Raw genomic sequence first — 25,744 nt, 5'->3', positions numbered from 1 at the left:
TAGTTCCTAGGAAGAGCTAGAAACAGGTCCTCTCTGCTGAGCCTGGCTCGTCCATCAGCCCTTTGTCCTTAGAAAGGAAACACCATGTCCGCTAAACGCCTAGCCAGTGCTTCCCTGTTTATGGCCCTGACCATCTTGCTCAGTGCTAGTTTCATGTCCATCCCTGTGCCAGGTGGCCACTTCTACTTCAACGGGATTATCATTTACTTGACAGCCCTGATTTTTAAGCCCAAGGAAGCGGTCATCATCGCTGGCTTCGGCTCTTTCTTGGGAGACTTCTTCTTCTACCCAGAACCCATGTTTGTGACCCTGGCCACCTACAGCTTACAGGTCTTGGTCATCGCCCTCCTGGTGGCCAAGTATGGTCTCCCTGCACCGAAAAAGGTGGTCTATCCTGCCCTTTTGGCTGGTACCATCGTTGACAATGTAGGCTATTTTCTCGGACGAACCTTTGTCTATCGAACTCTGGAATACGCCATCATCAAAATCCCCTTTGATTTAGCAGCGACAGCCATGGCCCTGGCTATCGTCAGCTTTATCTACTACAGGACCCCGTTTTTGAAGCAGGCAAAAGCCTTTCTGACCGATTAAAAACAGGCCTCGCCTTGCGAGGCCTGTTCATTTTCCTAAAATATCAAGGTAAGCAACCAGTAGGCTAGGAGCAGGCCTCCGAGACCGATACGGTAGTAACCAAAGACCTTGAAATCATGGGTTTTGACGTAGTTGGTCAAAAAGCGAATGGCATAGTAGCTGACCGCAAAAGCCGTCCCCATAGCTACCAGCAGGATGCTGAGTTGGCTCAAGCTCAGGCTGTTGCCCTCCAAGAAAAACTTGAGGATTTTAAGGCCGCTGTAACCAAACATGACCGGAATGCCCAAGAAAAAGGTGAACTCGGTCGCCACCGGGCGGCTGGTTCCCAAGAGCATGCCTCCAATAATGGTCGCTCCAGATCGGCTAGTCCCTGGAATCAGGCTCAGAACCTGAAAACAACCAATCAAAAAGGCCGTCTTATAGGACATTTTCGCCAAACTGGTCACCTGAGGCTGGATTGCTTCCTTGGCCTGGCGATTTTCCAGCCAGATAAAGGCTACACCGTAGAGGATTAGCATGAGGGCCACCGGCACAAAGTGGTAGAGGTATTTTTCCAAGAGGTCATCGAGGGGCAAGCCCAATAGCAGAGCTGGCAGGATGGCGATGACCACCTTGAGCCAGAGTTGCCAGGTCAGGCGGACTTCCCGCTCCGACTTGCCCTTCTGAAAGGGGTTAAGCCGGTCAAAATAGATGACCATAACCGCCAAAATAGCCCCCAGCTGAATCACCACGTTGAACATGTTGATAAAGGCCTGGTTTTGCCCCTTGAACTGAACAAATTCCTGAACCAAAATCAAGTGACCGGTGGACGAAATGGGCAACCATTCGGTAATGCCCTCAACGATGCCATAAAATATGGCTTTTAAGAGTTCAATTAGCATGACAACCTCGCTTGTTTTTTTCTATTATAGTAAAATTTTCAGTAAATAGCCAGAAAGAAGTGAGGCTAAGAGCTGATGTGGCCGAGAGATGGTTTCCCCGTGGCTCGTGGTCGTTTCGTTTTCTGAAAAAGCCTCTCCTCCCTGAAACCGCTTTTTCCTTGCCCCAGCCCCAAAAATATGCTAGACTTGAGACAAAACCTAACAAGAGGAGAAAAATCATGTCAGCCCTGCTATTTGTCATCGTCTGCGGCCTCTATATCGCCACCCTGACCCGAATTTGGCACAAACTCCCCACCCAAATTTGGCTCAGAACCTTACTTGCTCTGGCTATCGGCCTCGCCTTTGTTCTCCTCTTTTTCCTCATGCTCGGGGCCATCCTAAGCCTCAGCTGCACGCCCTGACCCAAGGAGGTTCTGATGCTCTTCATTTCCCTCTTATTCATTTTCCTAGCTTCTGCTTTTTTTCTAGCGACACTTTTGTGGAAATGGCAGAGCCTACCAGTCAACATCTGGCTAAAAATCGCCCTCCTCTTGGTTCTGCTTGTCCTGACAGCTGGTCTCGGTTATCTGACCATCTTCCTTTTTATGTTAGGTCGTAATTCTTAATAGCACCGCTATCCCCGTACAAAAACTTGTGCGGGGATTTTTTCCAAAAGAGGAAGAAAATGACCTTTTTTTATGGTATAATAAAAAAGTACACGTTTTCAACACTAGATGGAGGAACTTATGTCTATTCAATCCGTTAACGCCATTCGCTTCCTTGGCATTGATGCCATCGAGAAATCCAAGTCCGGCCACCCTGGCATTGTCATGGGTGCTGCCCCTATGGCCTACGAGCTTTACACCAAACACCTGACGGTTAACCCAGCCCAACCGAACTGGATCAACCGCGACCGTTTTGTCCTGTCAGCTGGCCACGGCTCCATGCTCCTCTATGCCCTCCTGCACCTGTCAGGCTACGAGCAGATGACCCTGGACGAGATCAAAAACTTCCGCCAATGGGGCTCTAAAACCCCTGGTCACCCTGAAGTTGACCACACCGAGGGCGTTGATGCCACAACTGGCCCGCTCGGGCAAGGGATTTCAACCGCTGTCGGCTTCGCCCAAGCCGAGCGTTTCTTAGCTGCCAAGTACAACAAGGACGGCTTCCCGATTTTTGACCACTACACCTATGTGATTTGCGGCGACGGCGACCTCATGGAGGGCGTTTCTGCAGAAGCGGCTTCCTACGCTGGCCTGCAAAACCTGGACAAGCTCATCGTCCTCTATGATTCTAACGACATCTGCTTGGACGGCGAGACCAAGGATGCCTTCTCCGAAAACATTCGGGCCCGCTATGAGGCCTATGGCTGGCACACCAGCCTGGTTGAAGACGGCACGGATTTGGGGGCAATTTCAGTTGCGCTAGAAGCTGCCAAAAAAGCTGGAAAACCGAGCTTGATTGAGGTGAAAACCGTGATTGGTCACGGTTCGCCAAACAAGGCTGGGTCAAACGCTGCCCACGGTGCCCCACTTGGTCCAGACGAGGCTGCCGCTACCCGCCAGGCCCTGGGCTGGGAACACGCGCCGTTTGAGGTGCCAGCAGAGGTTTACGCTGACTTCAAGGCCAAGGTCGCCGACCGCGGTGCCGCAGCCTACACTGCCTGGGAACAATTGGTCGCTGACTACAAGGCAGCCTACCCAGAAGTCGCTGAGGAAATCTCTAAGATTTTGGCCAACGAGGATGTGGTTGAATTAACTGAGGCTGACTTCCCAGTTTACGAGAACGGCTTCTCCCAAGCTACCCGCAACTCTTCACAAGACGCCATCAATGCGGTTGCCGAGCTCCTGCCAAACTTCCTGGGCGGTTCAGCTGACCTAGCCCATTCTAACATGACCTACATTAAGAGCGATGGCCTGCAAGACAGCCAAAACCCGCTCAACCGCAACATCCAGTTTGGGGTGCGTGAATTTGCTATGGGAACTGTCCTCAACGGCATGGCCCTCCACGGTGGTCTTCGGGTTTACGGTGGCACCTTCTTCGTCTTCTCTGACTATGTTAAGGCTGCTATCCGCCTGTCTGCCCTCCAAGAGTTGCCAGTGACCTATGTCTTCACCCACGATTCCATTGCCGTTGGTGAAGATGGCCCAACCCACGAACCAATTGAGCATTTAGCGGGTCTGCGGGCCATGCCTAACCTGACGGTTATCCGCCCAGCTGATGCCCGTGAAACCCAGGCGGCCTGGCACCATGCCCTGACCAGCAAGTCCACCCCAACTGCCCTGGTATTGACCCGTCAAAACCTGACGGTCGAAGAAGGGACAGACTTTGGCAAGGTTGCCAAGGGTGCCTATGTGGTTTATGAATCAGGAAGCGACTTTGACACCATCCTGATTGCTTCAGGTTCTGAAGTTAATTTGGCTGTTCAAGCGGCCAAGGCCTACGCTGAACAAGGCGGCAAAGTGCGGGTGGTTTCAGTCCCATCAACCGAACTTTTTGACCAGCAATCTGCTGACTACAAGGAAAGCGTTCTGCCATCTAGGGTCCGCCGCCGTGTAGCCATCGAAATGGCTGCCAGCCTGACCTGGTACAAGTATGTCGGCCTGGACGGTGCCGTTATCGGTATCGACAAGTTCGGTGCCTCAGCCCCAGCTGCGACAGTCATCGAAAACTACGGCTTCACCGTAGACAATGTTCTCAAGACCATCGAGAGCCTCTAAGAGGAATCTCCCCTGCCAGCTTGAGGAAACCAAGTCTAAAATCACAACGTTCATGCGAGACTACCGTACATCGCTTTACTATTCCATTCAAAACCGAACGAATACTTTTGAAACCTACTATGACACGTCCAGCCATGCTTACCAAGACATGGTAGACTACACGGTCAATGGCGGAGCAGATCGAGCTAACCTCAGCTACAACTCCGACGTCAAGTTTGAAATGACCAATTTCGAAGACCTTGGCAACAACCAGTACAAGATTACCATGCACAACGTCTTTGTTCAATACTTTAGAAATGGCAGAAGTTCACGCGTTGACCGAAGTCAGTTCTATTACTTGAGAAAAGAAGGCGATAGCTTCAAGATTTATAACATTGAAGGAGGAGGATAAGACATGACAGCTCACAAACTACTAGCTAGTCTTCTTCTAAGTGCCAGCCTCTTAGTGGCTTGCGGCAAAAAAGAGACCCAAGAAGTTACGGTTCCACCAGCAAGCCTGGCCAGCTCAACAACGTCAGAAAGTAGCTCAACGAGTTCAACCAGCTCATCTAGCCAAACAAGTGAAACCGACAGCTCAACGACCAACTCATCCAGCAGTTCAAGTGAGGCAACAGTAGCCACCTCGACACCAGCTCACTATAACGGCTCTTACTACGCCATTCAGGGCAAATATGACGAGATTATTATCGTCAACAAAAAACACCCCCTTGATCCAAGCTATGGTTTCGGTGAAGACCCAACAGCCCTCGCTGCGTTCCAATCCCTATTGGCTGACATGCAGGCTCAAGGCTACCCGATTTCCTCTGCTTATAGTGGCTTCCGTAGTTATGATACGCAAGCAGGTCTCTACAATAACTACGTCTCTAACGATGGTCGTGAAGCAGCTGACCGTTATTCTGCCCGACCTGGTTACAGCGAGCACCAAACTGGTCTAGCCTTCGACATCATTGATGGTAATGGTAGTTTGCTTGAAGAACCCCAAGCCAGCCAATGGTTGCAGGATAATGCTCACCACTACGGCTTTATTGTCCGTTACCTGCCTGGCAAGGAGCACATCACAGGTTACATGCCCGAACCATGGCACATTCGCTATATCGGGAAAGAAGCCAGCGATATTCATGCGTCAGGCCTCACCTTAGAAGAATATTTCGGTATCCCTGGTGGGGATTACTAAATCAAAATGAGCCTTTAGGGGCTCATTTTTTGGTCTAGTCTGAGGACGGGCTGCTTGAGGGAGCTTCACCCTCATCTTCGACTTGTTCTATCCTTTCTCCAGTTTTTTCTCCTTCTGTTTTCAGGGTTAAATCCGCTGAGGGAGCTGTTTCTGGATTGGTCAACGGCTGGTCAGCCTGAGACTTTTTCTCTTTCTTTAGAGGGTTGGGTTTGTCTGTCTCCTCGGTCTCAGGTTTTTTCTGAGCCAAAAATTCATAACGGTAACTGTGCCCACTGGTCAGTTCTACGGTGATTAGGAGCTGGTCATCAGTTTGTTGATAGCTAGTTGACCCGTGGTCAAACTGGAAGCTGCCACGGTCTTCCTGGACTTGGTCTCTAGTCATCTCGGCCATGAGACTGGCCTGGGTTTGGTGATAGAGGGCTTGTCTAACCTGATGACTAGCCTTGACCCTGCCCACATAAAATTGCAAGAAAAGGGCAAAGACGGCCGCCATGAAAAGGGCGTAGAGCAAGATACCTGCCCTAAGGCGTTTGGTCAAAAGCATAGATGAAAGTCCTTTCTAGGCCGGTCTCAAAGGTCAATTTCAGGGTCACCTGCTGACCTGACTGGCTAAAGTCAGCAGACTTGACACCGAAGAGCATAGGCTGGTAGCCCCTGCCATCGCCGTTGGCCTTGCGAAAATCGTCGGCTCGGAATTTGCCGAAGGACAGGCTCTGGCCTTTTTTACTGATGTAAAGTCGGTTACCCTCGACTTTATCAAGTTTGGCACCGGCCAATTCTTGCCTAAACTGCTGGCAAAAGAGCAGCCAGTTGTCTCGGTTGTTATCAGATAGGTAGCTGGTGTGCTGGGCGACCACCTTGGTCAGGCCCTGATAGACGGTCAGGCTGCCTGCGATGACCAAGAGGGCAACTAGGACTTCTAGGAGAGTAAAGGCTCGTAATCTAGTTTTTAGCAAGGCTCATCACCACCCTTTCTCCCTCGTAAACGATTAACTCTTGGTCAGTTTGGACAACCTCAACGCTGAGACCATCTAGGCTTAGACTAGACTGCCCCGTCTGGACAGCCATGAGGGCCAGGTTAAGCACCTCTTGCTCTCTGATCTGCTCGGCTATTTCCCCTTGATGACGACCCAACTGCCCCAGGACCAGGCTGGCGATGGTCACCAGCACCCCAAGGGCAATCAGGCTCTCAAGGAGTATGTAGGCTTTGACGTGTTTGTTTATACTTACCACTCCCTATGTAAAGCTGGTAGGTGACGGTTTCGTCCTGGGTTCTGAAGCCAATCTTGGCCAGGGACGAGTTGCCACCTCCCGCTGAAAATGTAATCTGTTGCTCCTGAACCAACTCAAGGCTGGCGGGCAAACTGATGGTCTGATAGCCATTGGAAATCTGACGGTCAGACAAGGTGAGGACGACAGGGGCCTGCTGGCTGCTGCTGAGTTTTTGACTGTCCAGGTAAACCTGCTCAAAATTGAGGAAAAAGAGTTTCTCTTCGATGGCCTGAAAGGTAGAAGTTACCGAACCTGACAGGGTCAGGGCCAAAAGGCTGACTAGGCTTAACACCAACAAACTTTCCAGCAGGGTAAAGGCCTTAGTCCTGTACCCGTTGAGTTGCTTTATCAGAACCGACATAGGCCTTGTACTCTTTCACTTGTTTGTCATCCAGATAGCCTTCTCTTTCCAAAGCGGACAAAGTTGGTTCGTCGTCATGGCTAAGTTTGTAAAGCTCTGCCTGGCTTTCAACGACTTTAACCAAGGCTTTACCGCCAGCCTTATTAATGCTCTCTTTTTGCTTGCTGAGATTGGGCACAAAGAGCAAGAGCAAGACGCTCACGATGGCTAGGACCAGTAACATTTCCACAAGGGTAAAGGCTTTAACGGTCTTGCGACGCAGGTGTTTGAAAAAGTGTTTCATGGCATTCTCCTTTTTTAGACAGGGACTTGCTGGGCAAGTCAAGCGAGGGGCGACGACCGAGACCTTAGAAGGTCGGCATATTTTGATAGATGGGTAGAAGCATGGCCGCATAAATCATGACAATCGTGAGGGCCACGAAGAGAAAGACCAGGGGCTGGATAAGCTGGCTGGCTTGATTGAGGCGAGCAAAGAAACTGGACCAGGTCTCCTGAGCATAGAGGGTCAATTCCTTGCCTAGCCGAGACTTGACCTCGCCATAGGCAATCATGAGGCTCAGTTCCCGCTTGAAAAAAGGGTAGTCCAAAACCTTTTCGTGAAAGGCCTGACCGGCCAAGAGGGCCGTCTCCAAGTCCCGTCCCAAATCCTGAAAAAGCCTGGACTTCTGCTCCTGCATGAGCTGGACAATCTGGGCCAAATCCAGGCCCTGACCCAAGAGATTGCCCCACTCCCTGGCGTAGTAGGCCGTCAGATAGAGCTGGACAAACTTACCCAGATAGGGCAGGCGACTGAGCCTGCTATAGAGGGCGATGGGACTGGCTTTTTTGGAGAAATAGCAGAGCAGAACAGCAGCAACTGCCAGCCCTGCCATTGTCCCAAAAAAGAGTTGGGGGAAGTTGTTAATGAGCCGGCTGGCCAGATTGTCCCCCTCCAACTGGGGCAAGAGGTAGTTTTTGAGGCCCAGCATGATCAGAACCAGGAAACCCAAGAGGATGATGGGGTAGGTCATGACCTCTACCAGTTTCTTGCGGACGACGAGGATTTGGGTCAGGTAGTCTTCCAAACTAGCTAGACTTTGCTGGGTGTTACCGTGAACATCAGCCAAAGCCATCTGGGTGACCAAGCCGTCTGCGAAGCCCAAATCAGCCAAGAGAGTAGCCAAGCCCTGCCCCTGCATCAGCGACTGCCGCATCTGCTGGACGTGGGCTGGTTTCATGAGCTGGCTCCGTTCCAAAAAGTCCACCATCTCTGTCAGGCTAAAGCCGCTGGCCAGCAGGTTATGAAAGAGCTGAATTAGTTTTTTCTGTTCCGTCAGCCTTAATTTTTTCGGTCCTGGCCGCCTGGTCAGAGAGATGTCCTTGGTCAACCAGGTCATCAAGTTGCTGGTTCCAGCGGTCGGGCTGGTGGCTGGCAAAGTTTTCTGTGGCCACATCAATCAGGCCTCCTTTCGCAATCAAACGTTGGTAGCTGATGCCTGCCAGACAGGCTGTCAATTCTTCTTTGCTGACTCCCAATTCCAGCAGGCGGGCATAGACACCTGGGATGGATTTGGCGTGGACAGTCGAGAGGACAACCGCCCCTGTTAGGCTGGCCCTGACCACGGCTCTGGCGGTTTCAGTATCACGGATTTCCCCGATAATCAGCACGTCAGGCCGATGACGGAGAGACAGCTTAATCAGGCTATCATAGGTCAAGCCGATGGCTTCATTGAGCTGGAGCTGCAGGAAGGCCTCCTCCTTGATTTCCACAGGGTCTTCGATGGAAATGACCTGTTGGCCAGCGAAAGTTTCCGCCACCAACTGGTGCATGAGGGTGGTTTTACCCGACCCAACTGGCCCTGCAAAGAGGTAGAGCCCCCGTTGGCCCAGCATGTCTTTGGCTAGCTCCAAACCATCAAACCAATAGCGAAGCTCTCGCCTGCCATCAAACAAGAGGCGGATAACCAGGCTCTCTTGCCCCCGATAATCTCCCACAGTGGACAGGCGAAGCGAGACCTGAGTGTCACCGATGTCATAGTCACAGGAACCCAGCTGGCTGCGGCGTTTCTCGCCCACATTCATACCCGCCACAAATTTGAAGTGACTGATTAGACTAGCTGCCTGTTGGCTGTCTAGCTGATTGAGGAACACCCGGTCATCACCCACTCGCAGAAAGACCTCGTGGGTCTCCTTTTTAGGAATCAAGTAAATGTCCTGAGCACCTTGTTTTCTGGCCTCGCTGATCAAGGCCCTTGCAATATCTTGTACCATAAGCCCTCCTGACTAATCATTCGTAAGACAAAACAAAAAAGATTGGCACTAACCAATCTTTTTTATCTTACAGGCTGACATGGGGGCTGGCGGGTCATTGCGTTTTTTGAAAACGGCTTGATGGTAAGCCTCTGGCAATTCTTCCCAATCCTTCAAGAGAGCAAGCGAGCGGTACTCCTGCAAGGGTTCGTCACAATCGAGGCAATCAGACTGATTTTGGGGATCCCAAAAGGCCGTCAAGAGGCTAGCCTGGCTCTTGTAATAGGGGTGACTCACCTTGAAGTGCATCCAGCGTTTTTTAAAGGCTGCTAAGGCATCCTCAAACCGCTCATAACTTTTCACCTCAACAATGTCTTCTTTCCAATCCTCCAAGAACCACCAGGGTTCAAAGTAGCCGTAGAGTTCCACTACTTGATACGTCATAAATCACCTCTTCTGAGAACCATTATAGCTTAAAAGCAGATGAATGGGAAAAAATTTGTCTGAAAGTCTCACAAATACACAAAGTTCGAGGGCAGATTGCCCAAGATGAAGGGGTTTAGAGAGAAATTTGTTGATGTTTTGCCTAACGAAGTCAGGTCAAAGCTGATTGCTCTTTCTTGGAACAAGCTCCTTTCCAGCTAAAAAAAGTGATGTGAAGCCAGTTCGTTCTAGCAGACAAAACCTTCTCTGGTTTCAGCAGTTTGTCAAGAAAACATCACCTCTTCTACAAATTCACAAAAAAAAGCCCTTGCTACTGGCAAAGGCCTTTTCGCTTACAATTCCACATAGGGGAGGGGAGAGTCGCTATCCAGAGCTTGTTGAGGAGCTTGCGTACTCAAAAGGTCAAACCAGGCCTGAGAAAGCTGGTCAAAGGTGAGCTGGGCCTCTGGTGTCTCAGCTGTCCGTCTGCGGCCAAACCAGGCCATAGTGGCCTGCTCAAACTGCAACATGGCATAGACCATCCGCTCAAGACCACCCTCATCAAATTCCTGATGAACGGCCTCCGCCACCTCCTTGGCTTGGGGCAGGAGTCTCCCAGCAATTTTCTCCCTGCCTTCCTCGCCTAAGTCTCTCCAAGTGATTAACTGGCCGTCAACCTGATAGAAAATCTCAAAAGCCTCCTCACCTGACTTAAAATTTACCAGAACAAAGGCCCGCTCGATGGGCTGACTAGCCCCCTTAACAGCATTGACCAGGATGTTCTGAGACATCTCACGCCAATAATCATCGGCCATCTCTGCTCGGTCAATCACAAAGGCCTCCGCCACACTCTCAACAGGTTCTTCTCCACGATTTACACGCTCAACTTTTTTGAACAAACGGTCAAAAAATCCCATAACACTCTCCTTAATACTCGATTTCTTTCCAGTATAGCAAAAAAAAAAGCAAATCCGAGAATGATTTGCTTTTTCAGTTATCACATCATGCCGCCCATAATAAGTCGAGTTTTTCCGATGAACTAAAATAGTAAAAAACGCTGTTTTATAAGCATTCATTGGCGGTCAACTTTTATCATATCTGGTGGTAAATTTACAATAATTATCAACTTATGCCCCAAATTTGCCCCAAAATAATTTCAAAAAATCGCAAGAAACCCTTGACAAGCTACAATTATAATTGTATAATGAATATAGAAAGTGAGGTGAGAACAATGGACAAGGAAACCTATGTCAGATTACTTGAAAAAGTAATCGACAACATCCCGCCAACTATCGCAGCGATAGCGGCACTCATCACCGCTCTCAATGTCCGAGAGCAAAACAAAAAGCGTCAACCTGGCTCCCGCAAAAGAAAAAGGTAAACGCTAGTGGGTGAGAGGGCGAAAGCCCTCTACACTCTCATTGTATCATATACCAAGGAGAAAAACAATGATTATCCCAATTGCAGTTCTTTTAATCGCCATCAATGTTTATCTGTTTTACCGCAATAAGGAGGAAAATGATGATTAAAGATACAGTGGCAGTCATCACATGGCTTCTACTTGAAAGCAACGTGACAACCTACCAAATCGCTAAGGATCTGAAACTATCCACTCAATTCTTGGATGGCTACAAAAACAACCCTGAAAAAATCATCAAGATGACTATGGCCAAGGCTCAGATTTTGGAAGAGTATGCCAGGAACCTTAAAGGCTGACTAGACTTGTCGGCCTTTTTACATGCAAAAAAATCCCCCTGGATTTGCTCCAGAGGGATTGCTTGTCTTATCTTTTCTTCGCTCCAAAGAAGCTCAGCTCTTCGTCCGTCCAAATGCCCAGCTCCCACATGACCCTAATGGCGTTCCGCTGGTTTTCTTTTGAAACAGGGTCCGTGTCTTCGGGATTGAGATAGGCCGCTGAAAAATCATAGGCCTCCCTGTCGTTAACAGGGTTCAGGACCACGCAGTCATCTTTCCAATGAACCCAGACCCCGCTATACCCCTTATATCGAGTAACGTAGGGCAGAATGCCTAAGATATTCTGCAAAAGAAACGCCTTAACGTTCTTCTGGGGAACTGGTTGGGTAAAGTCCATCGGCTGGTTAACCCCATAGACCCCAGGGTTCCGGGGATTGCTTGGAAATTGCAGACCACAGCCATTGTCAAAATTGATGGTCCAAATGGGATTGGTTCGCTCCATGTTAAGAGCCAGAGGTCCCCGACGTTTCTTAGGAGTATCGGCCTGAACTGCCAAGTCAAGCGGGTTGGTTCGCTGTCCCAGATACCGCATAGGCTAGCCCACCACCACGGCCGTCAGGGTCTCGGTAAAGCTCTCTGCCACCGTCACCTCTGCCCTGGTCTCAGACACCAGACGGACATCTGCCAGAACCTGATGGCCCAGGCTATCGTAGAGGCTGACAGACACGAAGCGACGCCCCAGATTATGGGCCACCTCTTGGGTCGCACCCGCCCCGAAATTCAGCTCCTGAGTATGAACCCGAGCCGTGTTGGCAATCTGTGCCAGAGCTTCCTTGTTTTCCTTGATGGCCTCGGCGATTTCCTGGAAGGTGTTGAGCTCTTCTGGTGCCGCCTCAACCAGCTTGGCCACCTCAGCCTGAGCCAGCTCCTGAGCCTTGGCCTCAAGACCAGCCTGCAAGGTCGGGATGACCCCGCCAGGGGCTTTCAGTTTCTCTTCCAGAACAGGGGCCAGCTCTTGACCCAGGCCTTGCTTGGCCTCATCATCCAAAATTTGGTCTTTAAGCAAGTGCAGCGTGTAGTTGTCAAGAGTGGCGTTCTGGACAGCACTGTCGAAGCCAGAGGCTACAAAACTCTCGCCAGCACGGCCACCCGCTCCGTCGTCCAAAATCCTTGTTAATTCAGAGAAGCTCAAGCCCCCGTCCACATGAGCCTTGAAAGCCTCCTGGTTATCACGAACATAGGCCTCCATAGCCTCAGCCGTCAGCTCGCTAGCCCCGCTAGACGCCCCCACAGCCTGCCAGCTACCGCCCGCATAGACCTTGACCGCTTTCTCAGCCGTATCAAAGTAGATTTGACCCTCCTTAGGACTGGCAGGGGCTACGGCCAAGTTCTGCAAGGCCACATTAAGCAGCTGATTCCCCTTGAGGTCGATGTTGGTTAAAAATGTTGACATGTTTTTCTCCTTTTAATTCAAAATAGCGGTGCCTGAAAATTCGGCACTAAACGAAACGACGATACGGCTCTCGCCCTCATAGAGGACGTCACCAAAAACTTCATTGCCAGCCGTGTCGATGACGGTCACGCTAGGACGCTTGCCCAACTCGTGGTCAATGGTCCAGACCCTGCTGGCCTCAATCTGGCGGTGTTCGTAGGTCTGACGCCTGGCCAGCTCACGGATTTCCACCATGGGTTCCATAGCGAAAAGCTCAGCCGTCCCATACTTGGTGGCCGACTGGGTCAGCCTCAGCTTGACCTTCTGGTCAGACGGGAAAACATAACCCCCAGCCTTGACCTCTACCCAACACTCCCCCAGAGGGATAGGCTGGTCGATGGTAAAGCTGACACGGTCACCAGCCACCGTCACAGCCGTCTCATAGATGATGCGGAAGTCCTCCCCCTGCACCAGCTGGACCAGAGCCTCCTGACCATCTAGGTCGATGCCTTTTAGGTTCTCATCCACCAGCTGAAAGGCGATGACCGAACTCCTGTCCCCTTGCTTGATTCGGTAGCCACCGTCCACCTGGACCAGGCCTGTTGAGTTTCGGCGGTCTTCTGTCCCCCGCCCGCTCATCGGATTGTCCCCCAGAGACCGACCCGATTGCCATTAGCGTCCACAGGGGCGATGGCCATGTAATTCCGATGGCCTGACTGCCCAACGAAACTGATCCAGCGGTAACCGTCCGAGGATAGGATTTTCTGGTCATAGTGGACCACCTCGCCAGGCTCATAGACCGCCACCACCTCGCCCAAAAGGCTAGGTGACCGTCGCACATTGATGGACATATGGCCAAGGGTGAGCTCCCCCTCTTCTGGAACCATAGCAGAGCTGTCCGTCACAGCCAGCTCAGAGCCAGCTTCTGCCTCATAAGGCGGATAGAACCAGCCCACCAGGTCAGAGAGCGGCCGCTGGTTGAACTGGGCAGGGCTACCATAGTCCAGGTCACCAGCCAAGTTCTGCTCGACCGTCTCCAGCCAATCACCAGTAACGCCAATGATGAGGCCCGTATGGCCGAAGTTAACCCCATCAGCCCAGTAGTCCATGACGAAGAAAGCCCCAGGCTCAGGCCTCATGCCACTAGACGCATAGACCACTTCCCAACCAACGCCCTCAGCACTGTCCAGCAGGTCGCGGGCATTGCCCCAGAGGTCAATACCGAAGAAATGCTTAGCGGGCCAGCTGACCAGGTCAACACACTGCATGCCAGCGTAGCCATCCTTATCAACCCCCATGCCCGAACGGGCCAAGTTCCAGGCCCAAGTCAAGATGTTATGAATTGTTCTCATGTTTCATATCCTTTCTATCTACATACCACGCCAGGATTGGCCAGGCAAAGACCACTAAAGGCCACAAGGCCAATCCCAGTGCTAGTGTCTTAATGCGGCTCATCGTCTCTCTTCCCCCTCTTGGGCAGGAAATGACTGATAAAAACCTCCAAGGGTTCCGTATTGAGTCCCATCTTCTTAGCATTTTCCACGATAGAGAGCAACTCGAAGAACAGATAGCCCCAGTAAAGCACCTGCAAGGTCATGGGACCAACCCCATCAGGCAAAACCACCGACAGGGGAATGCAGTAAGTCAAGAGGACAATACTGGCTAATTTCCGCAAAATACCATCAATCCCAGCCTTGCTTTTGAAAGTAATGTCTGGGTTGATTTTTGCCGCAATCGTCCCTGTCAGAAAATCCAGCAACATAGCTCCCATGATTAAGGAGAGGGTAAACAGCACCTTTTCCTCATGCGTGTCGCTCATGGCCTTTAAGGCCTCAAAGACCTCAACCATTGTCTACCTCCCTTTCTGTTACCGGCTCAGGATTGTGCCAAATCGGCTCACCCGATTCATCAAAGAGCATGATGTGGAACTGGTCACCCGTCAAAGCCGAGAGCGGCAGATTAGTAACCGCCCCGCCCCATTGAGTCATCCCAGAGATGGTCTCAAAGGTCTCGAACCGGCGTCGCCCCTTAACCACCACAGGCACCGTCTTGTGCTCCAGATAGAGGTAGAAGGCCTGCCCATTATCCGCCCCACGGACGAACTCCCCATTCTCCCGCATATAGGTCAAGGCCGTCGCCAGGTCAAAGGGCTGCGTGATTTGGTCAAGGTCAAGTGGTTTTGGTTGTGTTTGTTGTTGGTTTTTAGTCATTGTTAGTCTCCTTTTTCTACTTTGCTTACTTCATATTGCTCCAAGAGGTCGTCAATCAAGACCACCTCATCGGTTGTGAAATCGTCCTCTGCCGTGCCCAACCAGTCCAGGAAATCCATGTACCGTTTAGCGTACTCCCCAGCTTTAAGGACCACAGGCTCTTTTCCCAGCTCTGTTAAGAGCTCGTTGATTGTGGCAAAACTTTCACCCTCTTTCGGCACAAAGCTACCTGTCTCATCCTGGACCAGGCGACCAGTCTCGTCCGTTTGGCAATAGGCTGTTAGGATGTCTGTCTCGTCCTTGACATACTCCTCTAGCTTAGCCTGGGCCTTAGCAAAAATCTTAGCTCGACCACGGTTGGCTGCCATGTTTCTAGGTTGCACCGTTTTCAAGATGTTGGCTAAAGTCATGAGTTGGTTGTTTCTAAGTGTGAGTTTCATGTGTTTCTCCTTTAGTTAAAAAAGTTTGTGTAATGCGTCTGATTGCCAAAAGCACCAGCTCTGTGCAACTTCTCCATGTTGTGGATGAGTCTATCCAGAATATTTACCAGATTATAATCTTGCTTCATGGCTATCGTGTGTATCCACATTTTGGGACCATATTGATTATGTTTAAAATTAATCGTATCACCATAGACCGACGCGTAATCTGAGTAATCATTATCACGGCTGGCCAAGAAACCTGCAAATTTACCAGTATTGATATTATCCCAAGCGTAACCTGAGCTCGCACCTATCATGACATCGACCCCACCGCCACTTGAATCCTGGACTTTCATAAATCCAGTATTTCCGCCCCGACGGCGTTCGATGGCATTGCTCGAAGAATTGAAATTAATCGTAGCGCTGGAATTAAACGTCAAATCGCCTTTGTCGAGGTCAAATGACGTTGCTCCGTTAGAAGACCTCAATTTGCCACTAGTAATATTTCTTGCGTCTAGATTGATCACGCTAATCCTCCTGGCATCAATCGTCCCGCTCGTGATTTTGCTCGCAGACAGCTCCACCGACTGCACCTGCGTGATAAAGGCCCGCTTGGCAAAGAGCTGTTTTAGGTAAGCCTCATCGGCCATCAATTTATTAAACAGAGCCTGGTTAACCAGCAACTTGTCAGCCGTCACCGCATTAGCTGCCAACATGTCTGTGTTGATAAGACCCGCTCTGATTTGGCCTGCCTGGATTTCGACAGCTTTGAGCTTGTTGACAAAAGCGTCTTGAGCAAGGAGCCTATCTGCCCACACGCTATTGGTCACCAGCTTGTCAATCATGGCCTGATTAACAAGCAAATGGTCAGCCGTCACCGCACCTGCAGCAATCTTAGCGGTCGTCACAGCTCCTGCCTTAATGTTGCCAGCCTCAATTTTGTCGGCCAGCACCGACTGGAAAAAGGCATCGCTAGCCGTAACCGTCCCATCCAGATGGATGAGCTTACCAGCGATTCGGACACCATTCGAGTTCAGGTTGAGTTCCGACAGGATTTTCTCCTTGTTACCCAGAACCTTAATCCCGTAACTGTCAGCCAGCTGGGTGACACGGGTCCCCAAGGCTTCGGTATCCTCTAAGGCCTCAGCGTAGCCTACAAAACGGTCCGAAACCGCAAAGGATATCTCGGTGAGGTAATAGTTACTCGCCTTCCCAGACTCAAGATAGAACATCACATTTATTTCATCGACATCCACCGGCAAACTCACTGTCCAAACCTGTCGCTCATAGCTCCCTTGCTTAACCTCTCCAGGAGTAATGTATTTCCAAGTTTGATTAACGATAGCTCCGCCCCTGCGGAAATGTAGCCCCAATTCCATATTTCCCGGTCCATTTCCATCCCGAGAAACGAGGGCTGACAAGGTCACCTTTTGCCCAGTAGTAGCCTTTAGAGAAAACAATTGGTACAGACCTTTGAAACGACTGCTAGGTGTTCCCCAAATGTGGACACCAGAGCGTCTGCGGTTATCAACAGCCTTGGAATGGTCATAGTTAACAGACACACCAGAGTTAGCAGTGTTATCATTCCAGTGGGTACCGTTAGCCACAAAGCTACCGTTACGAATGTGGTTGCGACTATCCCAATTAGCCTTAGTCACCTCCGTCTGATAGAGCTGGCTAGTCAAGACCTGTCTAGCCACGTTGGTCTGAATATCTCCTTCCGACCGTCCGATGACCCGCTCGTAGAGCTCTGCCGTCTCTTTGACACGGCTAAAATCGACCGAAGTGACCATGTCTTCAGGTGCTGGTGACCATGACCCGACCAAGGTGGAAGCATGAATGTATGGAGCTGCGTAATAAACTGTACCAGGATTTGCTAACATCAAATAGGCTAGAGAGATATTGGCATACCGCTTGGTCAATGTGAACGTTTGTGTCACGAGGGTCCAATTACTATCCGTTAGATTAGCATATTTACTTCCGGCGCTGAAAGGATTTCCCGGCTCCTGAGAATAGGCTCCTGTAATATGAGGGCTCAACCCACTTGAACCCAATACCCATACGCTAAACGTGTAGGTGCCAGGAGGTAATGACTGACCATCTTGGCACAGACCAATCTGATTGCTGTCTGTGCTACTAATCCTAACACCTTTCGTCACACCTTTTATTGGACTTGATGGCAAGGTGACATTGTACTCAACACTGCCGCCGATACCACTTGTTCTCCAGTGACCTTCTGCCCAACCTCTGCTCCCTTGTTTGAGCTCGGCAGAGCCTCTAACAAGATTACGCCCGCCAACCTCCGTCGGTATCAAGGCTCTAGTCGCCGTCAACCCCCGCTCGATGGCCTGAGCCGTCTCGGTCTTGTAGTTGTCAAAACTCGTTGTCGGCACATAACCAGCCAGGGCGGCATTGGTGATATAGCCACGCCCTGTAATGTTGGCATCGACCTGGGCCTTGGTCTGATATCCCTTAGCCGTGATAGCTGACTCCACCTGCGTGCTGGTCAACCGCTGGGCGATTTGCTCAGCCTGGGTCCTGATAGAGGCCTCAGCCGAGCTTATCCGCCCAGTCACTGTATCAAGCGTGCTCTTTTCCGCCTTTAACTCCAATCCCTGAGCCGTCTGCTGGGCCAAGGTCTTGGCACTCTCAGCCTTGCCGTCAGCCGTCTGGATAGACTGCTCAAGGCGCGAGGTGTTTTCCGTCGCTGTCCTCACATAGGTTGCCAGCTCCTGGCGGAAATCTTCCTCAGCAGCTGACCACGTCGCTGGCTTCAAATCACTCTCAGCAACCATGTACCAGTCAATGTCAGCCGTCCCAGAGCGGTCACCGCCACCAGGGAACCAATAGCTCCTGATGTCAAACATCCCAGAGGCTTTCGGAACGTGCTTGATCCATTTGACCTCGTACTCTGTTTTTGTGAAATCTAACCAGGTATATTCCGACCAACCTTGTTTAGCCAGGTAGGCCCTGGCCGATTTATCAGCCGTTCCGCCTGTCTTCTTGGCCCTAGCCCCGAACCAGTAGGTCTTGCCTGCTTCTAAATTGACCTGGCGAGTTCCGAAGCCATAAGCATTGGAGCTCTCATTGATTTTGGAGTTAGGGACCAGATTCTGCGTGCCGATTTGTAGTTTTTCAAACCGCTCCTTAACCCCGTCCAAGCCTCGTTGCAGGTCTGCCGTCTGCCGAGTTACCGCCGTGATTTGCCCAGTCTGCCCAGACAAAGTCTGACTCAGTTGACTGTACTGGTCACGGACGCCGGCCAAGCTCGTCTCGGTGCTGGCTACCCGTTGAGTGACACTAGCAAGATTGCCTGTCGCCGTGTTGAGGGTCTTGCTCAACTCCGTCACGGAAGTCTTGGTCCCGTTGGCTGTCGTCTCGACGGTCTGCAACCGACTGGTCAGGTCTTGCTGAGCTTGAGCCTGGTTCAAGATATCCCTAGCCTGGCTAGTGATAGACCTCTTAGCCGTGTCCAGGTCTGCCTGGAGCTGATTAACCCGCTCTTGAGCCGTCCGCAGGTTATCGCCAGCCTGCCTGATGGCACGGTCTGCCGTATCCTTGGCCGTCTGAGCTAGTTTCTCACTCGCCCCTGCCTTGGTCAAGGCCTGGTCGGCTTTCTGGTCTGACTGACGGGCCTGGTCTGCGACTTGGTTGGCCTTGGTCTCAACCTGACCGACACGACTACGAACGTCGCTTTCAAAAGCCTTGGCTTTGCGGTCGGCCTCAGCTAGACCTGCTTCTACCGTCCGCTTAACAGCTTGACCCTCACGGGCCACAGCCTCGACCTCAGCACCGATTTCAGCCTTGACCACCTCAGCGGCGGCCTTGGCCTCCTCAATACTGTCCTCGATAGCCTGCTTGGCCTTGTCAAATTCAGCGTCAAAAGCAGCGTTGGCATTAGCAATAGCCTTGTCAATGGCCCTGTCCTCCGCTGTCTTAGCAGCTTCCAAAATGGCTTCAGCAGCCGCAGACACCCCGCTGGACACCCCTGAACCACCTGCCCCAGGATTATCGTCAAAGGTCAGGGACAGGTAAGCTCCCTTGCCACCATTGGCCAAACAGTCAAACTCGTAGGCGATGGCCTTTTTGGTCAAGTCCACGCCATGTTTTCTGCTCTTGATGGTGACAGTGTCGCCTAGATGGACCGTTTGCCCATCCATCTCAACGGCCGCAATCTCGATAGCGTCAGAAGCCTGGTCGATTTTCTCGTGCTTAAACTTAGCTTCCGCCCATTTCTGCAAGTCCTCAACCGTCTTGGCCTCGTTGTTCTCATACTCCTTTTCGTTGATGTAGGGGTACTGGTTGATCAGAGGGCTATCCACCGTCACTCGCAAGACCGTGTCCACCTCAGCCCCTTCAGGCCTAAAGGTTGCCTTGGCGTGCACCCGTGTCACCACCCCTTGCGAGTTTCTGGTCCGCTGATAGCTTTCCAGGTTGTTGTGGGTCGTGATGATAACCCCACGGTCCGCCCCGCGAGCCTTCTTCACCGACAAGGCAAAGTTATCCCGCACCAACTCCCCCTCCCAGGTCCCCACGATGGAGTGCTTGCCGTCCATCAAGACCGAGTAGAGGGTCTCCGTCTCCGTGGTGTTAAAGGTATGACGGTCGAAAATATCGCTGGTCAGAGAGAAATCCCCCAGAGGCGTCTTCACCCTCTGCACCAGCTGAGACAGAGCCATCGCACAGCCTGTCTGCTTGACCCCCAGAGGCTCAACCGACCGCTGCATGATGTCCTCCGTGATGTGGTAGGCCGTCAGCTCCACATAATCATCATGTTCAACGGGTTTCTTAATCCGAAACAGTTGGGGACCTAAGTCAGGTGTAGGAGCCTTAATCAACATATCCTCTCGAATCTGCCGATAAATCTCACTGTCCGAGATAGGGTACTTAGCCACCAAAAAGTGGTCACCGTTCAGCTCTTCTTTGACAATAGCAGAGCTGGCCTCGTGCAAGGGCAGGCCGTTCCAACGTACCGTCCGAACATCTCTATCAAGCAAATAAAGCATTACGCCCACCCCCAAACTGTCTCAAATGTCAAAGACCTAATCCCAGGTCCCAAAACCACACCCACAGGCTGACCCCGTGACGTGTCTATGGTGATGAAGTCCCCCGACCACTTAATCGGCTGGCCCCGTGCCGTCAAAAAGCTCGGATGCTCAGGATTATTGATCATCACAAGCGATTCTGAGAGCTTTTCAAGCCGTATCACTTGGTCTCCCACCGTAAACGACGTCTCAGAGGCACTCTCACCAACGATGGTTATCTTGGGATAAGCCAAAGCTGACCCCTGCGGCCAGATAACCCCCGACCCACCAGCTGGACGAGTGCTAGTTGTCATAAAGCCCATGTAACGGTATTTCATGAACTGGGCCGCCTCGTTGGTCGGATAGTCCTGCCTTGCCTGATTGCCTTCAGTAAGCACATACCAATCCAGCGACAGACCTGTCCAGTCAGCGTCCTCCTCCCGCCCCTGTGCCCGAAGCATAAGTGTCTGATTAGGAGACAGGTTGCTTGGGGTGGTGAAGGTAACTGATTTGACGTCGTAATTATTGTTCTTAAACTGCAAGGACGCTGTCACAGGGCTCTTGTAACCAAAATCCATAAACAGATAGGCTCGATAATCCCTAGCATTCTCCGCATAGAACTTAGAGCACCCTCTGGCTGTCAAGGTGTAGGTTGTGTTAGGCTTCAGCCTAACGGCCTGCCTGGTCTGCCAGATGTCCATAATGGCCTCTCGGCTATTGTCCCTAGCCTCAAAGCGGGGCCTGGCCTTAGCGACCACCCTAGACTGAGCGTTTGTCCCGACGGTCGTGTAGTCCAAACGACCATCGGCACTATTAGCCCAAACCACCTGCATATCGCCCCCTTGTAGCCTCTGCCACCGATAGCTAGAAGGCCTAGCAGGAGCTGTCGCCTCCATGCTTGTGGCCACACCAACATACATGGCAGGATTATCGCTCATCTCACGACCGTCAGCATATTTGGAGTATTTCACATAGACCCTCTGCTCACCAGGCTGATTCTGCGACACATCAAACCACACCGTCTGCGTGTCCCGAAGCACCGCACCCGAGGCATTCACCACCTGCGTATTGCTCTCCTTGAAAAACTTGGTCGGATGGCAGATGAAGGTCACATCCGCTACCCAAGCCCCGAACTCGTCCTTGCCCAGCTCGTAACTGTTGACCTTGTAACACCAGAGCCGAACCGTCGGTTCCTGCTCGTTTTCCAGCCAAAACTTCTCACGGGCCAGCAAGGCCGTGAATCGATAGATATCTTCCTGATTCGGGTCGATTAGGGCGATATGGTAGGATTTCTCGATAAGGCCACGATGCCTATTTGACTGCACGATGGCACCGCTTATCCCCTTGTGCTCCAGCAGAGCCGTCTTAGAGGCCGAAACCATAACCTTAGGCCTGGTTTCCACCAAAACATCGCAAGCAAAAGACGACGTCTTCACGCCGTCAATGATTAACTCGTTCAAACGGACCATTTTACACTCCTTTCAACTGCGTCCGCCGTTGCATAGCTTCGGCGATTTGATGACTGACCGCATCGGCTAGGCGGTTGATATCCGCTTCCTCTCGGATAGTAATGCCCGAGAAGTTCACGTTGATGTTGTTCGACAGGTTCATAGTCTTGGCGATACTCTGACCGATAGCCCCCAGCGTTGACTTATTAAGCGGCAAAATCGCCTCAGGACCAGCCTCGCCACCAGCCATCAGGTTAGACCCGTTCATGCCAAACAAGGTCGGCTTGGTCATGATACCGCCTTTTGCGAACCACTCAATGCCAAAGCTCGGCACACGCAACGGTTTCAGACTAAAATCACCGCTAACACTAATCCGTGGCAATTTCAAATGAGGCAACTTCCATGAGAAATTCATGATACTCTTGAGTGCCCCAACCGCATTGGAAACCGCATTTTTGGCTCCCTCGATGGCGTTAGTTATGGCGGATTTGATGTTGTTCCACACATTGGTCGCCGTCGAGAGGAGGCCGTTAAAAATCCCAGAAATCGTGCTACTCAGATTGTTGAACAAATTGGAGCCCGTCGAGATCAGCCCATTCCATAATCCCGTCAGCATACTTGTAAAGCCGTTCCAAATCCCTTGAGCTCCTGAGATGAGGCTGGAAAAGATACCTGACAAAGCCCCTGAAAAGCCCTGCCAGAGACTCTGCCCTGTGCCTACTATTCCAGACCATAGACCAGACAGAAAGGCAAGGAACCCATTCCACAACCCTTGACCGCCAGAGATGACCCCGTTCCAGAGATTAGTCAAAAAGTCAGTAAACCCCTGCCAGGTCGCCTGACCCGTGGCACTAATACTGTCCCAAAGACTAGCCAACCAAGCAGCACAGGCATCCCAGACCCCCTTCAACCAATCAGTGATAGAGCCCCAATTCATGATGGCAGCAACTATTAGACCAATAACCGTAATAGCCCCGACTATCCCACCGACTACTAACCCTATCGGAGCACTAATGGCCGTGATAGCGATGATGAGCGGTGCAATGGCCCCAATAAGGGTTAAGACCGCTGCGGTCACTAACCCAAATATAACCACACCTTGCTTGACAGGCTCAGGAAGTTGGCTGAACCAATCAGCCACCGCTTGGACAATCTTGGTCAACTCTTGAAAGATTGGTGTCAGCTCTTTCAGTATAGGGGCACCCAAAGCAGCCATCGCATTGTCTGTGCTAGCCTTTAGGTTCCCCATAACGTTTTCTAAGCCGTCCGATTCCCTAGCTGCTTGACCTAAAGCCCCTGCGGCTTTCTGGCCGTCCTCAACCATTTGGAGCAGGGTCAGTTGTTTTTGAGCCTCACTCAGCTCATTAAACGATTTGCCGTAAAGTTCATTCGCTTTAGCGTTTCTCGTGGTCTCTGTGGCAGAGATACCCAGAGCCGCATCGTTTTCATAGTTTCCTTTCAGGAAAGACTGCAAGTTTTCCGTGACGTCTTCGATGGATTTATCGTAGAAAGCAGCCCCGTCGGCTGCTGCCCGTGTCGCTCTCTCTGTTAGAGCTAAAGCGTCAGCCGTGTCCATGCCAGTCGTCTTGGCAAAGCCTGCCATCTGAGTGAAAGCTCCCTGCAGTCGTTCAGGTACGATGTTAAGCTCTGCACCGATTTTCTCCAAAGACCCTCGTGCTTGACCTTCCATGTCACCAAAAACGGTCGCAAACTGGGCTTTACTGGCTTGCATACTTGCCGCAGTTTCCATGGCTTGTTGACCAAACTCCCGCATAGCAGCACCAGCGGCCCCCGCCTTCTCAGCCACGTCCATCATCATGTCCGCCTTGAGAAAGCCTGCCGCTTCATCGACATTCCCTGCCGCCTCACGGCTAGAATCACCCAGTTCATCCATGGCACGGTCGATTTTCAACACCTCGACCTCAGCCTGGCCGATAGCGTGTTCTAGCTCCCGCCATTCATCGGTACCGATGTTTTCATCGCCCAAAGCAGCCTGTTTCTTCTTCAGAGCCTGAACCTTGTCTCCAGCCAGCTCAGACTGCTTGGCCAAAAGGCCCATCTTCTGCTCCACTAGCTCCACGTTGCCAGGGTCCAGGTCTAGCTTCTGATTGACGATGTCCAGCTCACTAGCCACATCGTCCAGTTGCTTATTGAGGTTGTAGAGGGACTTGCCGTCTCCCACTTCCTCGATTTGTTCCTTGGTCGCCTGGATAGCCTTATCCACCGACCGCATTTGGGTCTCCACCTGCTCGATTTGAACCTGCAGCTTAACCCATTTTTCAGAACCAACCTCAGTCGCTCCCAGAGCCTCCTGTTCTTTTTTAAGCTCTGCTATTTTCATGGCCCCCAGACGTGCCTGCTCTTGGAAATTCTCCAACCTCCGATTGAGCAGGTCCACATTGCCAGGGTCCATCTTTAGCTCACGATTGAGGTTACTGATGTCCTTTCTCAGGACTGCCAGGGCCCCGTTGATGCCCTTGACCGACTTGTCAAACTCGACCGTATTGGCTCCAAATTTGACAAACAAGCCTTCAAATGTTTCTGCCATAGTCTCTCCTTTCTCCTAATCGGTCATCACACTCAGCAAGTCCGCATTAGACAGCTGTTTCTTCTCATCATCACGCCTGCCCATCTGGGCCAAGGTCCCCATCAAATAGTTAAAATGTTGACCCTCAGCCCAATCGACAGGCACCCGATGTTCAAAGACTAACCGATAGATTTTCTCCGAGATTATGACTTCACTTGAGGCTTTTTTCGGTCCTGTGGCACCTTGAGCTGATGGCGGTTGAGCTCAACGATCAACTCCGTGTAGAAGTACACGTTGATCAGCTCGCCCAACCACATGGCCTCTTCAGCAGCCTCGGCCGTCAGCTCGTTCTGGACGAACCGACCATCCACCACCTCGCCGTAAAAGCAGGGGATAGCCGCCATCAGAAACGCCAGCAAATCCGCCTCCATGAGGATAGGCAAAAGAGCCAACTGCTCTTCCTCAGTCAGCTCCCTATCCCTGCTCAAGCCTGCCTGGCCCAAAGCCTCAGCAAATGCCTGAGCCGCCTTTTGGCTATCGTCAAAAAAGTTCCGCCCAGTCCGTTGCTCATAGAGCCGAACCGCTGGCAGAGAGTAGAGGAAGCGGACCGTCTCTGTCTGCTCCACCTCCTGCCCATCTTGGTCGAAAACCGTAAATGTTAACTCTTTCTTAATCATCGTTTAGCCTCCCACACCTGGAGAAGCAGCCGTTGCCACGCCCAAGGCCTTGTTGATGAAGTCCATAACCTTGCCTTTTTTGGTCGCAAAGAGCTTGTCAAACTCAGCCCGCACCGTACCGCTCGCATCGTCTCGCCACACGATTTCAGACACAGGCTTCTTGTCAGAGTCCAGAATAAAGTTGTTTGGCGACGCCGTACATGGGATTTCGATTTCCCTAGGTGTTGCCGAAGCCTCATCTGAGGCCGTTCTGCCCTTCGGAGCTGCCGCCTTAACGTTGGTCCAGATGTGAAATTCTTCGATTTCGGCACCAAACTCATCCGTCACCGTCTCGACGTACCCCCAGACAAAGTTAGCATTGACCCCCGTATCGATAAGTGCTGGCGGTGTTGACGTCGTCAACTTTTTGCCCAAATGGTCAACCATGAATTGTTTCGGGATTTGGTAAGTCGTGATAGAGCCTTCTGTTGACTTTTTGCCCTGCAAGCGGACGTGTTCCACGTTATCGGCATAGTAGGCATTGGATTCTTGCGAGGTTTCAAAAGACGTCCCCCGCATCCCTGTGAATGGATGGGCCGTGCCAACCTCCAAAGAACCGCTTGAATTTTTGGAAATCTTAGCAAAAAAGCCACTCGCATTGCCGTGAGTGACTTCCCTGGTATCGTATTGATAAGTCATA

Annotated in this window: 30 protein-coding genes and 1 pseudogene; 8 read left to right on the top strand and 23 right to left on the bottom strand. The window is 51.4% G+C overall.

From position 1 onward, the window contains the following. The first annotated feature begins 84 nt into the window (after positions 1–84). A complete protein-coding gene (locus AC3ARB_RS01660) occupies positions 85–591 on the top strand; it encodes an ECF transporter S component (RefSeq protein WP_488320856.1) in 507 nt (168 codons plus the stop codon). 35 nt (positions 592–626) lie between these two features. Here the strand turns inward: AC3ARB_RS01660 and AC3ARB_RS01655 are convergent, their stop codons facing one another. After that, complete coding sequence (locus AC3ARB_RS01655; protein WP_488320855.1) at positions 627–1,472, bottom strand: undecaprenyl-diphosphate phosphatase; 846 nt, start codon at positions 1,470–1,472, stop codon at positions 627–629. A gap of 218 nt (positions 1,473–1,690) precedes the next feature. Between AC3ARB_RS01655 and AC3ARB_RS01650 the strand changes: the two genes are divergently transcribed. The 5 genes from AC3ARB_RS01650 (at position 1,691) to ldcB (ending at position 5,345) form a co-directional block, all read left to right on the top strand. Further along, positions 1,691–1,873 (top strand): hypothetical protein, encoded by a 183-nt coding sequence (locus AC3ARB_RS01650; RefSeq protein WP_488320854.1) that lies wholly within the window; start codon positions 1,691–1,693, stop codon positions 1,871–1,873. 15 nt (positions 1,874–1,888) lie between these two features. Continuing rightward, the gene (locus tag AC3ARB_RS01645) at positions 1,889–2,077 is read left to right on the top strand and encodes a hypothetical protein (protein WP_488320853.1); all 189 of its coding nucleotides are present in this window, start codon (positions 1,889–1,891) and stop codon (positions 2,075–2,077) included. A 120-nt stretch (positions 2,078–2,197) separates the two neighbouring features. Next, the gene (tkt, locus tag AC3ARB_RS01640) at positions 2,198–4,171 is read left to right on the top strand and encodes a transketolase (protein ID WP_488320852.1); all 1,974 of its coding nucleotides are present in this window, start codon (positions 2,198–2,200) and stop codon (positions 4,169–4,171) included. After that, the gene (locus AC3ARB_RS01635; protein ID WP_488320851.1) at positions 4,143–4,562 is read left to right on the top strand and encodes a TcaA NTF2-like domain-containing protein; all 420 of its coding nucleotides are present in this window, start codon (positions 4,143–4,145) and stop codon (positions 4,560–4,562) included. Before tkt ends, AC3ARB_RS01635 begins: the two co-directional genes overlap by 29 nt. A gap of 3 nt (positions 4,563–4,565) precedes the next feature. Next, entirely contained in the window at positions 4,566–5,345 is a 780-nt protein-coding gene (gene ldcB, locus AC3ARB_RS01630; protein ID WP_488320850.1) for an LD-carboxypeptidase LdcB/DacB, read from the top strand. A 34-nt stretch (positions 5,346–5,379) separates the two neighbouring features. On the opposite strand, the gene comGG is transcribed toward ldcB, so the two are convergent. The 9 genes from comGG to AC3ARB_RS01585 all read right to left on the bottom strand — a co-directional run bounded on the left by comGG (position 5,380) and on the right by AC3ARB_RS01585 (position 10,547). After that, positions 5,380–5,889 (bottom strand): competence type IV pilus minor pilin ComGG, encoded by a 510-nt coding sequence (gene comGG / locus AC3ARB_RS01625; protein WP_488320849.1) that lies wholly within the window; start codon positions 5,887–5,889, stop codon positions 5,380–5,382. Further along, a complete protein-coding gene (comGF, locus tag AC3ARB_RS01620; protein WP_488320848.1) occupies positions 5,867–6,301 on the bottom strand; it encodes a competence type IV pilus minor pilin ComGF in 435 nt (144 codons plus the stop codon). The genes comGG and comGF overlap by 23 nt, the downstream gene beginning before the upstream one ends. After that, positions 6,288–6,578, bottom strand: a complete 291-nt coding sequence (gene comGE, locus AC3ARB_RS01615; RefSeq protein WP_488320847.1) for a competence type IV pilus minor pilin ComGE — start codon at positions 6,576–6,578, stop codon at positions 6,288–6,290. The genes comGF and comGE overlap by 14 nt, the downstream gene beginning before the upstream one ends. Beyond that, on the bottom strand, positions 6,535–6,978 hold the full coding sequence (gene comGD / locus AC3ARB_RS01610; protein WP_488320846.1) for a competence type IV pilus minor pilin ComGD: 444 nt from the start codon (positions 6,976–6,978) through the stop codon (positions 6,535–6,537). Before comGD ends, comGE begins: the two co-directional genes overlap by 44 nt. Further along, complete coding sequence (gene comGC, locus AC3ARB_RS01605) at positions 6,938–7,261, bottom strand: competence type IV pilus major pilin ComGC (RefSeq protein ID WP_488320845.1); 324 nt, start codon at positions 7,259–7,261, stop codon at positions 6,938–6,940. The genes comGD and comGC overlap by 41 nt, the downstream gene beginning before the upstream one ends. 64 nt (positions 7,262–7,325) lie before the next feature. Beyond that, complete coding sequence (comGB, locus tag AC3ARB_RS01600; protein ID WP_488321516.1) at positions 7,326–8,354, bottom strand: competence type IV pilus assembly protein ComGB; 1,029 nt, start codon at positions 8,352–8,354, stop codon at positions 7,326–7,328. Beyond that, positions 8,257–9,228: a competence type IV pilus ATPase ComGA gene (gene comGA / locus AC3ARB_RS01595; RefSeq protein WP_488320844.1), complete on the bottom strand. Its 972-nt coding sequence runs from the start codon at positions 9,226–9,228 to the stop codon at positions 8,257–8,259. Before comGA ends, comGB begins: the two co-directional genes overlap by 98 nt. Before the next feature lie 48 nt (positions 9,229–9,276). Further along, the gene (locus AC3ARB_RS01590; RefSeq protein ID WP_488320843.1) at positions 9,277–9,651 is read right to left on the bottom strand and encodes a DUF1033 family protein; all 375 of its coding nucleotides are present in this window, start codon (positions 9,649–9,651) and stop codon (positions 9,277–9,279) included. A gap of 332 nt (positions 9,652–9,983) precedes the next feature. Then, positions 9,984–10,547: a hypothetical protein gene (locus tag AC3ARB_RS01585; protein ID WP_488320842.1), complete on the bottom strand. Its 564-nt coding sequence runs from the start codon at positions 10,545–10,547 to the stop codon at positions 9,984–9,986. Between the two features lie 314 nt (positions 10,548–10,861). On the opposite strand from AC3ARB_RS01585, the gene AC3ARB_RS01580 reads away from it, so the two are divergent. After that, positions 10,862–11,011: a hypothetical protein gene (locus AC3ARB_RS01580; RefSeq protein ID WP_488320841.1), complete on the top strand. Its 150-nt coding sequence runs from the start codon at positions 10,862–10,864 to the stop codon at positions 11,009–11,011. A gap of 140 nt (positions 11,012–11,151) precedes the next feature. Next, the gene (locus AC3ARB_RS01575) at positions 11,152–11,346 is read left to right on the top strand and encodes a hypothetical protein (RefSeq protein ID WP_488320840.1); all 195 of its coding nucleotides are present in this window, start codon (positions 11,152–11,154) and stop codon (positions 11,344–11,346) included. A gap of 67 nt (positions 11,347–11,413) precedes the next feature. On the opposite strand, the gene AC3ARB_RS01570 is transcribed toward AC3ARB_RS01575, so the two are convergent. The 13 genes and pseudogenes from AC3ARB_RS01570 to AC3ARB_RS01510 form a co-directional block, all read right to left on the bottom strand. Then, positions 11,414–11,917, bottom strand: coding sequence for a hypothetical protein (locus AC3ARB_RS01570; protein ID WP_488320839.1), 504 nt, complete (start codon positions 11,915–11,917; stop codon positions 11,414–11,416). A gap of 3 nt (positions 11,918–11,920) precedes the next feature. After that, the gene (locus AC3ARB_RS01565) at positions 11,921–12,778 is read right to left on the bottom strand and encodes a hypothetical protein (RefSeq protein WP_488320838.1); all 858 of its coding nucleotides are present in this window, start codon (positions 12,776–12,778) and stop codon (positions 11,921–11,923) included. A gap of 12 nt (positions 12,779–12,790) precedes the next feature. Then, a complete protein-coding gene (locus tag AC3ARB_RS01560) occupies positions 12,791–13,396 on the bottom strand; it encodes a hypothetical protein (protein WP_488320837.1) in 606 nt (201 codons plus the stop codon). Then, a complete protein-coding gene (locus tag AC3ARB_RS01555; protein WP_488320836.1) occupies positions 13,393–14,109 on the bottom strand; it encodes a CHAP domain-containing protein in 717 nt (238 codons plus the stop codon). Before AC3ARB_RS01555 ends, AC3ARB_RS01560 begins: the two co-directional genes overlap by 4 nt. An 89-nt stretch (positions 14,110–14,198) precedes the next feature. Then, positions 14,199–14,606, bottom strand: coding sequence for a phage holin family protein (locus tag AC3ARB_RS01550; RefSeq protein WP_488320835.1), 408 nt, complete (start codon positions 14,604–14,606; stop codon positions 14,199–14,201). Continuing rightward, complete coding sequence (locus tag AC3ARB_RS01545) at positions 14,599–14,967, bottom strand: hypothetical protein (RefSeq protein ID WP_488320834.1); 369 nt, start codon at positions 14,965–14,967, stop codon at positions 14,599–14,601. Before AC3ARB_RS01545 ends, AC3ARB_RS01550 begins: the two co-directional genes overlap by 8 nt. Positions 14,968–14,969: 2 nt before the next feature. Continuing rightward, positions 14,970–15,407: a DUF1617 family protein gene (locus tag AC3ARB_RS01540; RefSeq protein WP_488320833.1), complete on the bottom strand. Its 438-nt coding sequence runs from the start codon at positions 15,405–15,407 to the stop codon at positions 14,970–14,972. A gap of 11 nt (positions 15,408–15,418) precedes the next feature. After that, positions 15,419–20,395 (bottom strand): phage tail spike protein, encoded by a 4,977-nt coding sequence (locus AC3ARB_RS01535; RefSeq protein ID WP_488320832.1) that lies wholly within the window; start codon positions 20,393–20,395, stop codon positions 15,419–15,421. Further along, positions 20,395–20,694: pseudogene (locus AC3ARB_RS01530) on the bottom strand (phage tail protein); the annotation flags it as partial. The gene AC3ARB_RS01535 and the pseudogene AC3ARB_RS01530, both read right to left, overlap by 1 nt. Positions 20,695–21,883: 1,189 nt before the next feature. Then, entirely contained in the window at positions 21,884–24,409 is a 2,526-nt protein-coding gene (locus AC3ARB_RS01525) for a phage tail tape measure protein (protein ID WP_488320831.1), read from the bottom strand. A gap of 15 nt (positions 24,410–24,424) precedes the next feature. Next, entirely contained in the window at positions 24,425–24,553 is a 129-nt protein-coding gene (locus tag AC3ARB_RS01520) for a hypothetical protein (protein ID WP_488320830.1), read from the bottom strand. Positions 24,554–24,591: 38 nt separating this feature from the next. Then, entirely contained in the window at positions 24,592–25,065 is a 474-nt protein-coding gene (locus tag AC3ARB_RS01515) for a hypothetical protein (RefSeq protein ID WP_488320829.1), read from the bottom strand. A 3-nt stretch (positions 25,066–25,068) separates the two neighbouring features. Then, positions 25,069–25,743, bottom strand: coding sequence for a phage tail protein (locus tag AC3ARB_RS01510; protein ID WP_488320828.1), 675 nt, complete (start codon positions 25,741–25,743; stop codon positions 25,069–25,071). Between the last annotated feature and the right edge of the window lies 1 nt (position 25,744).

The sequence above is a fragment of the Streptococcus sp. ZY171113 genome, assembly GCF_057748235.1.
The sequence above is the reverse complement of the archived record's forward strand: the minus strand, read 5'-3'. Positions and strand labels throughout refer to the sequence as shown.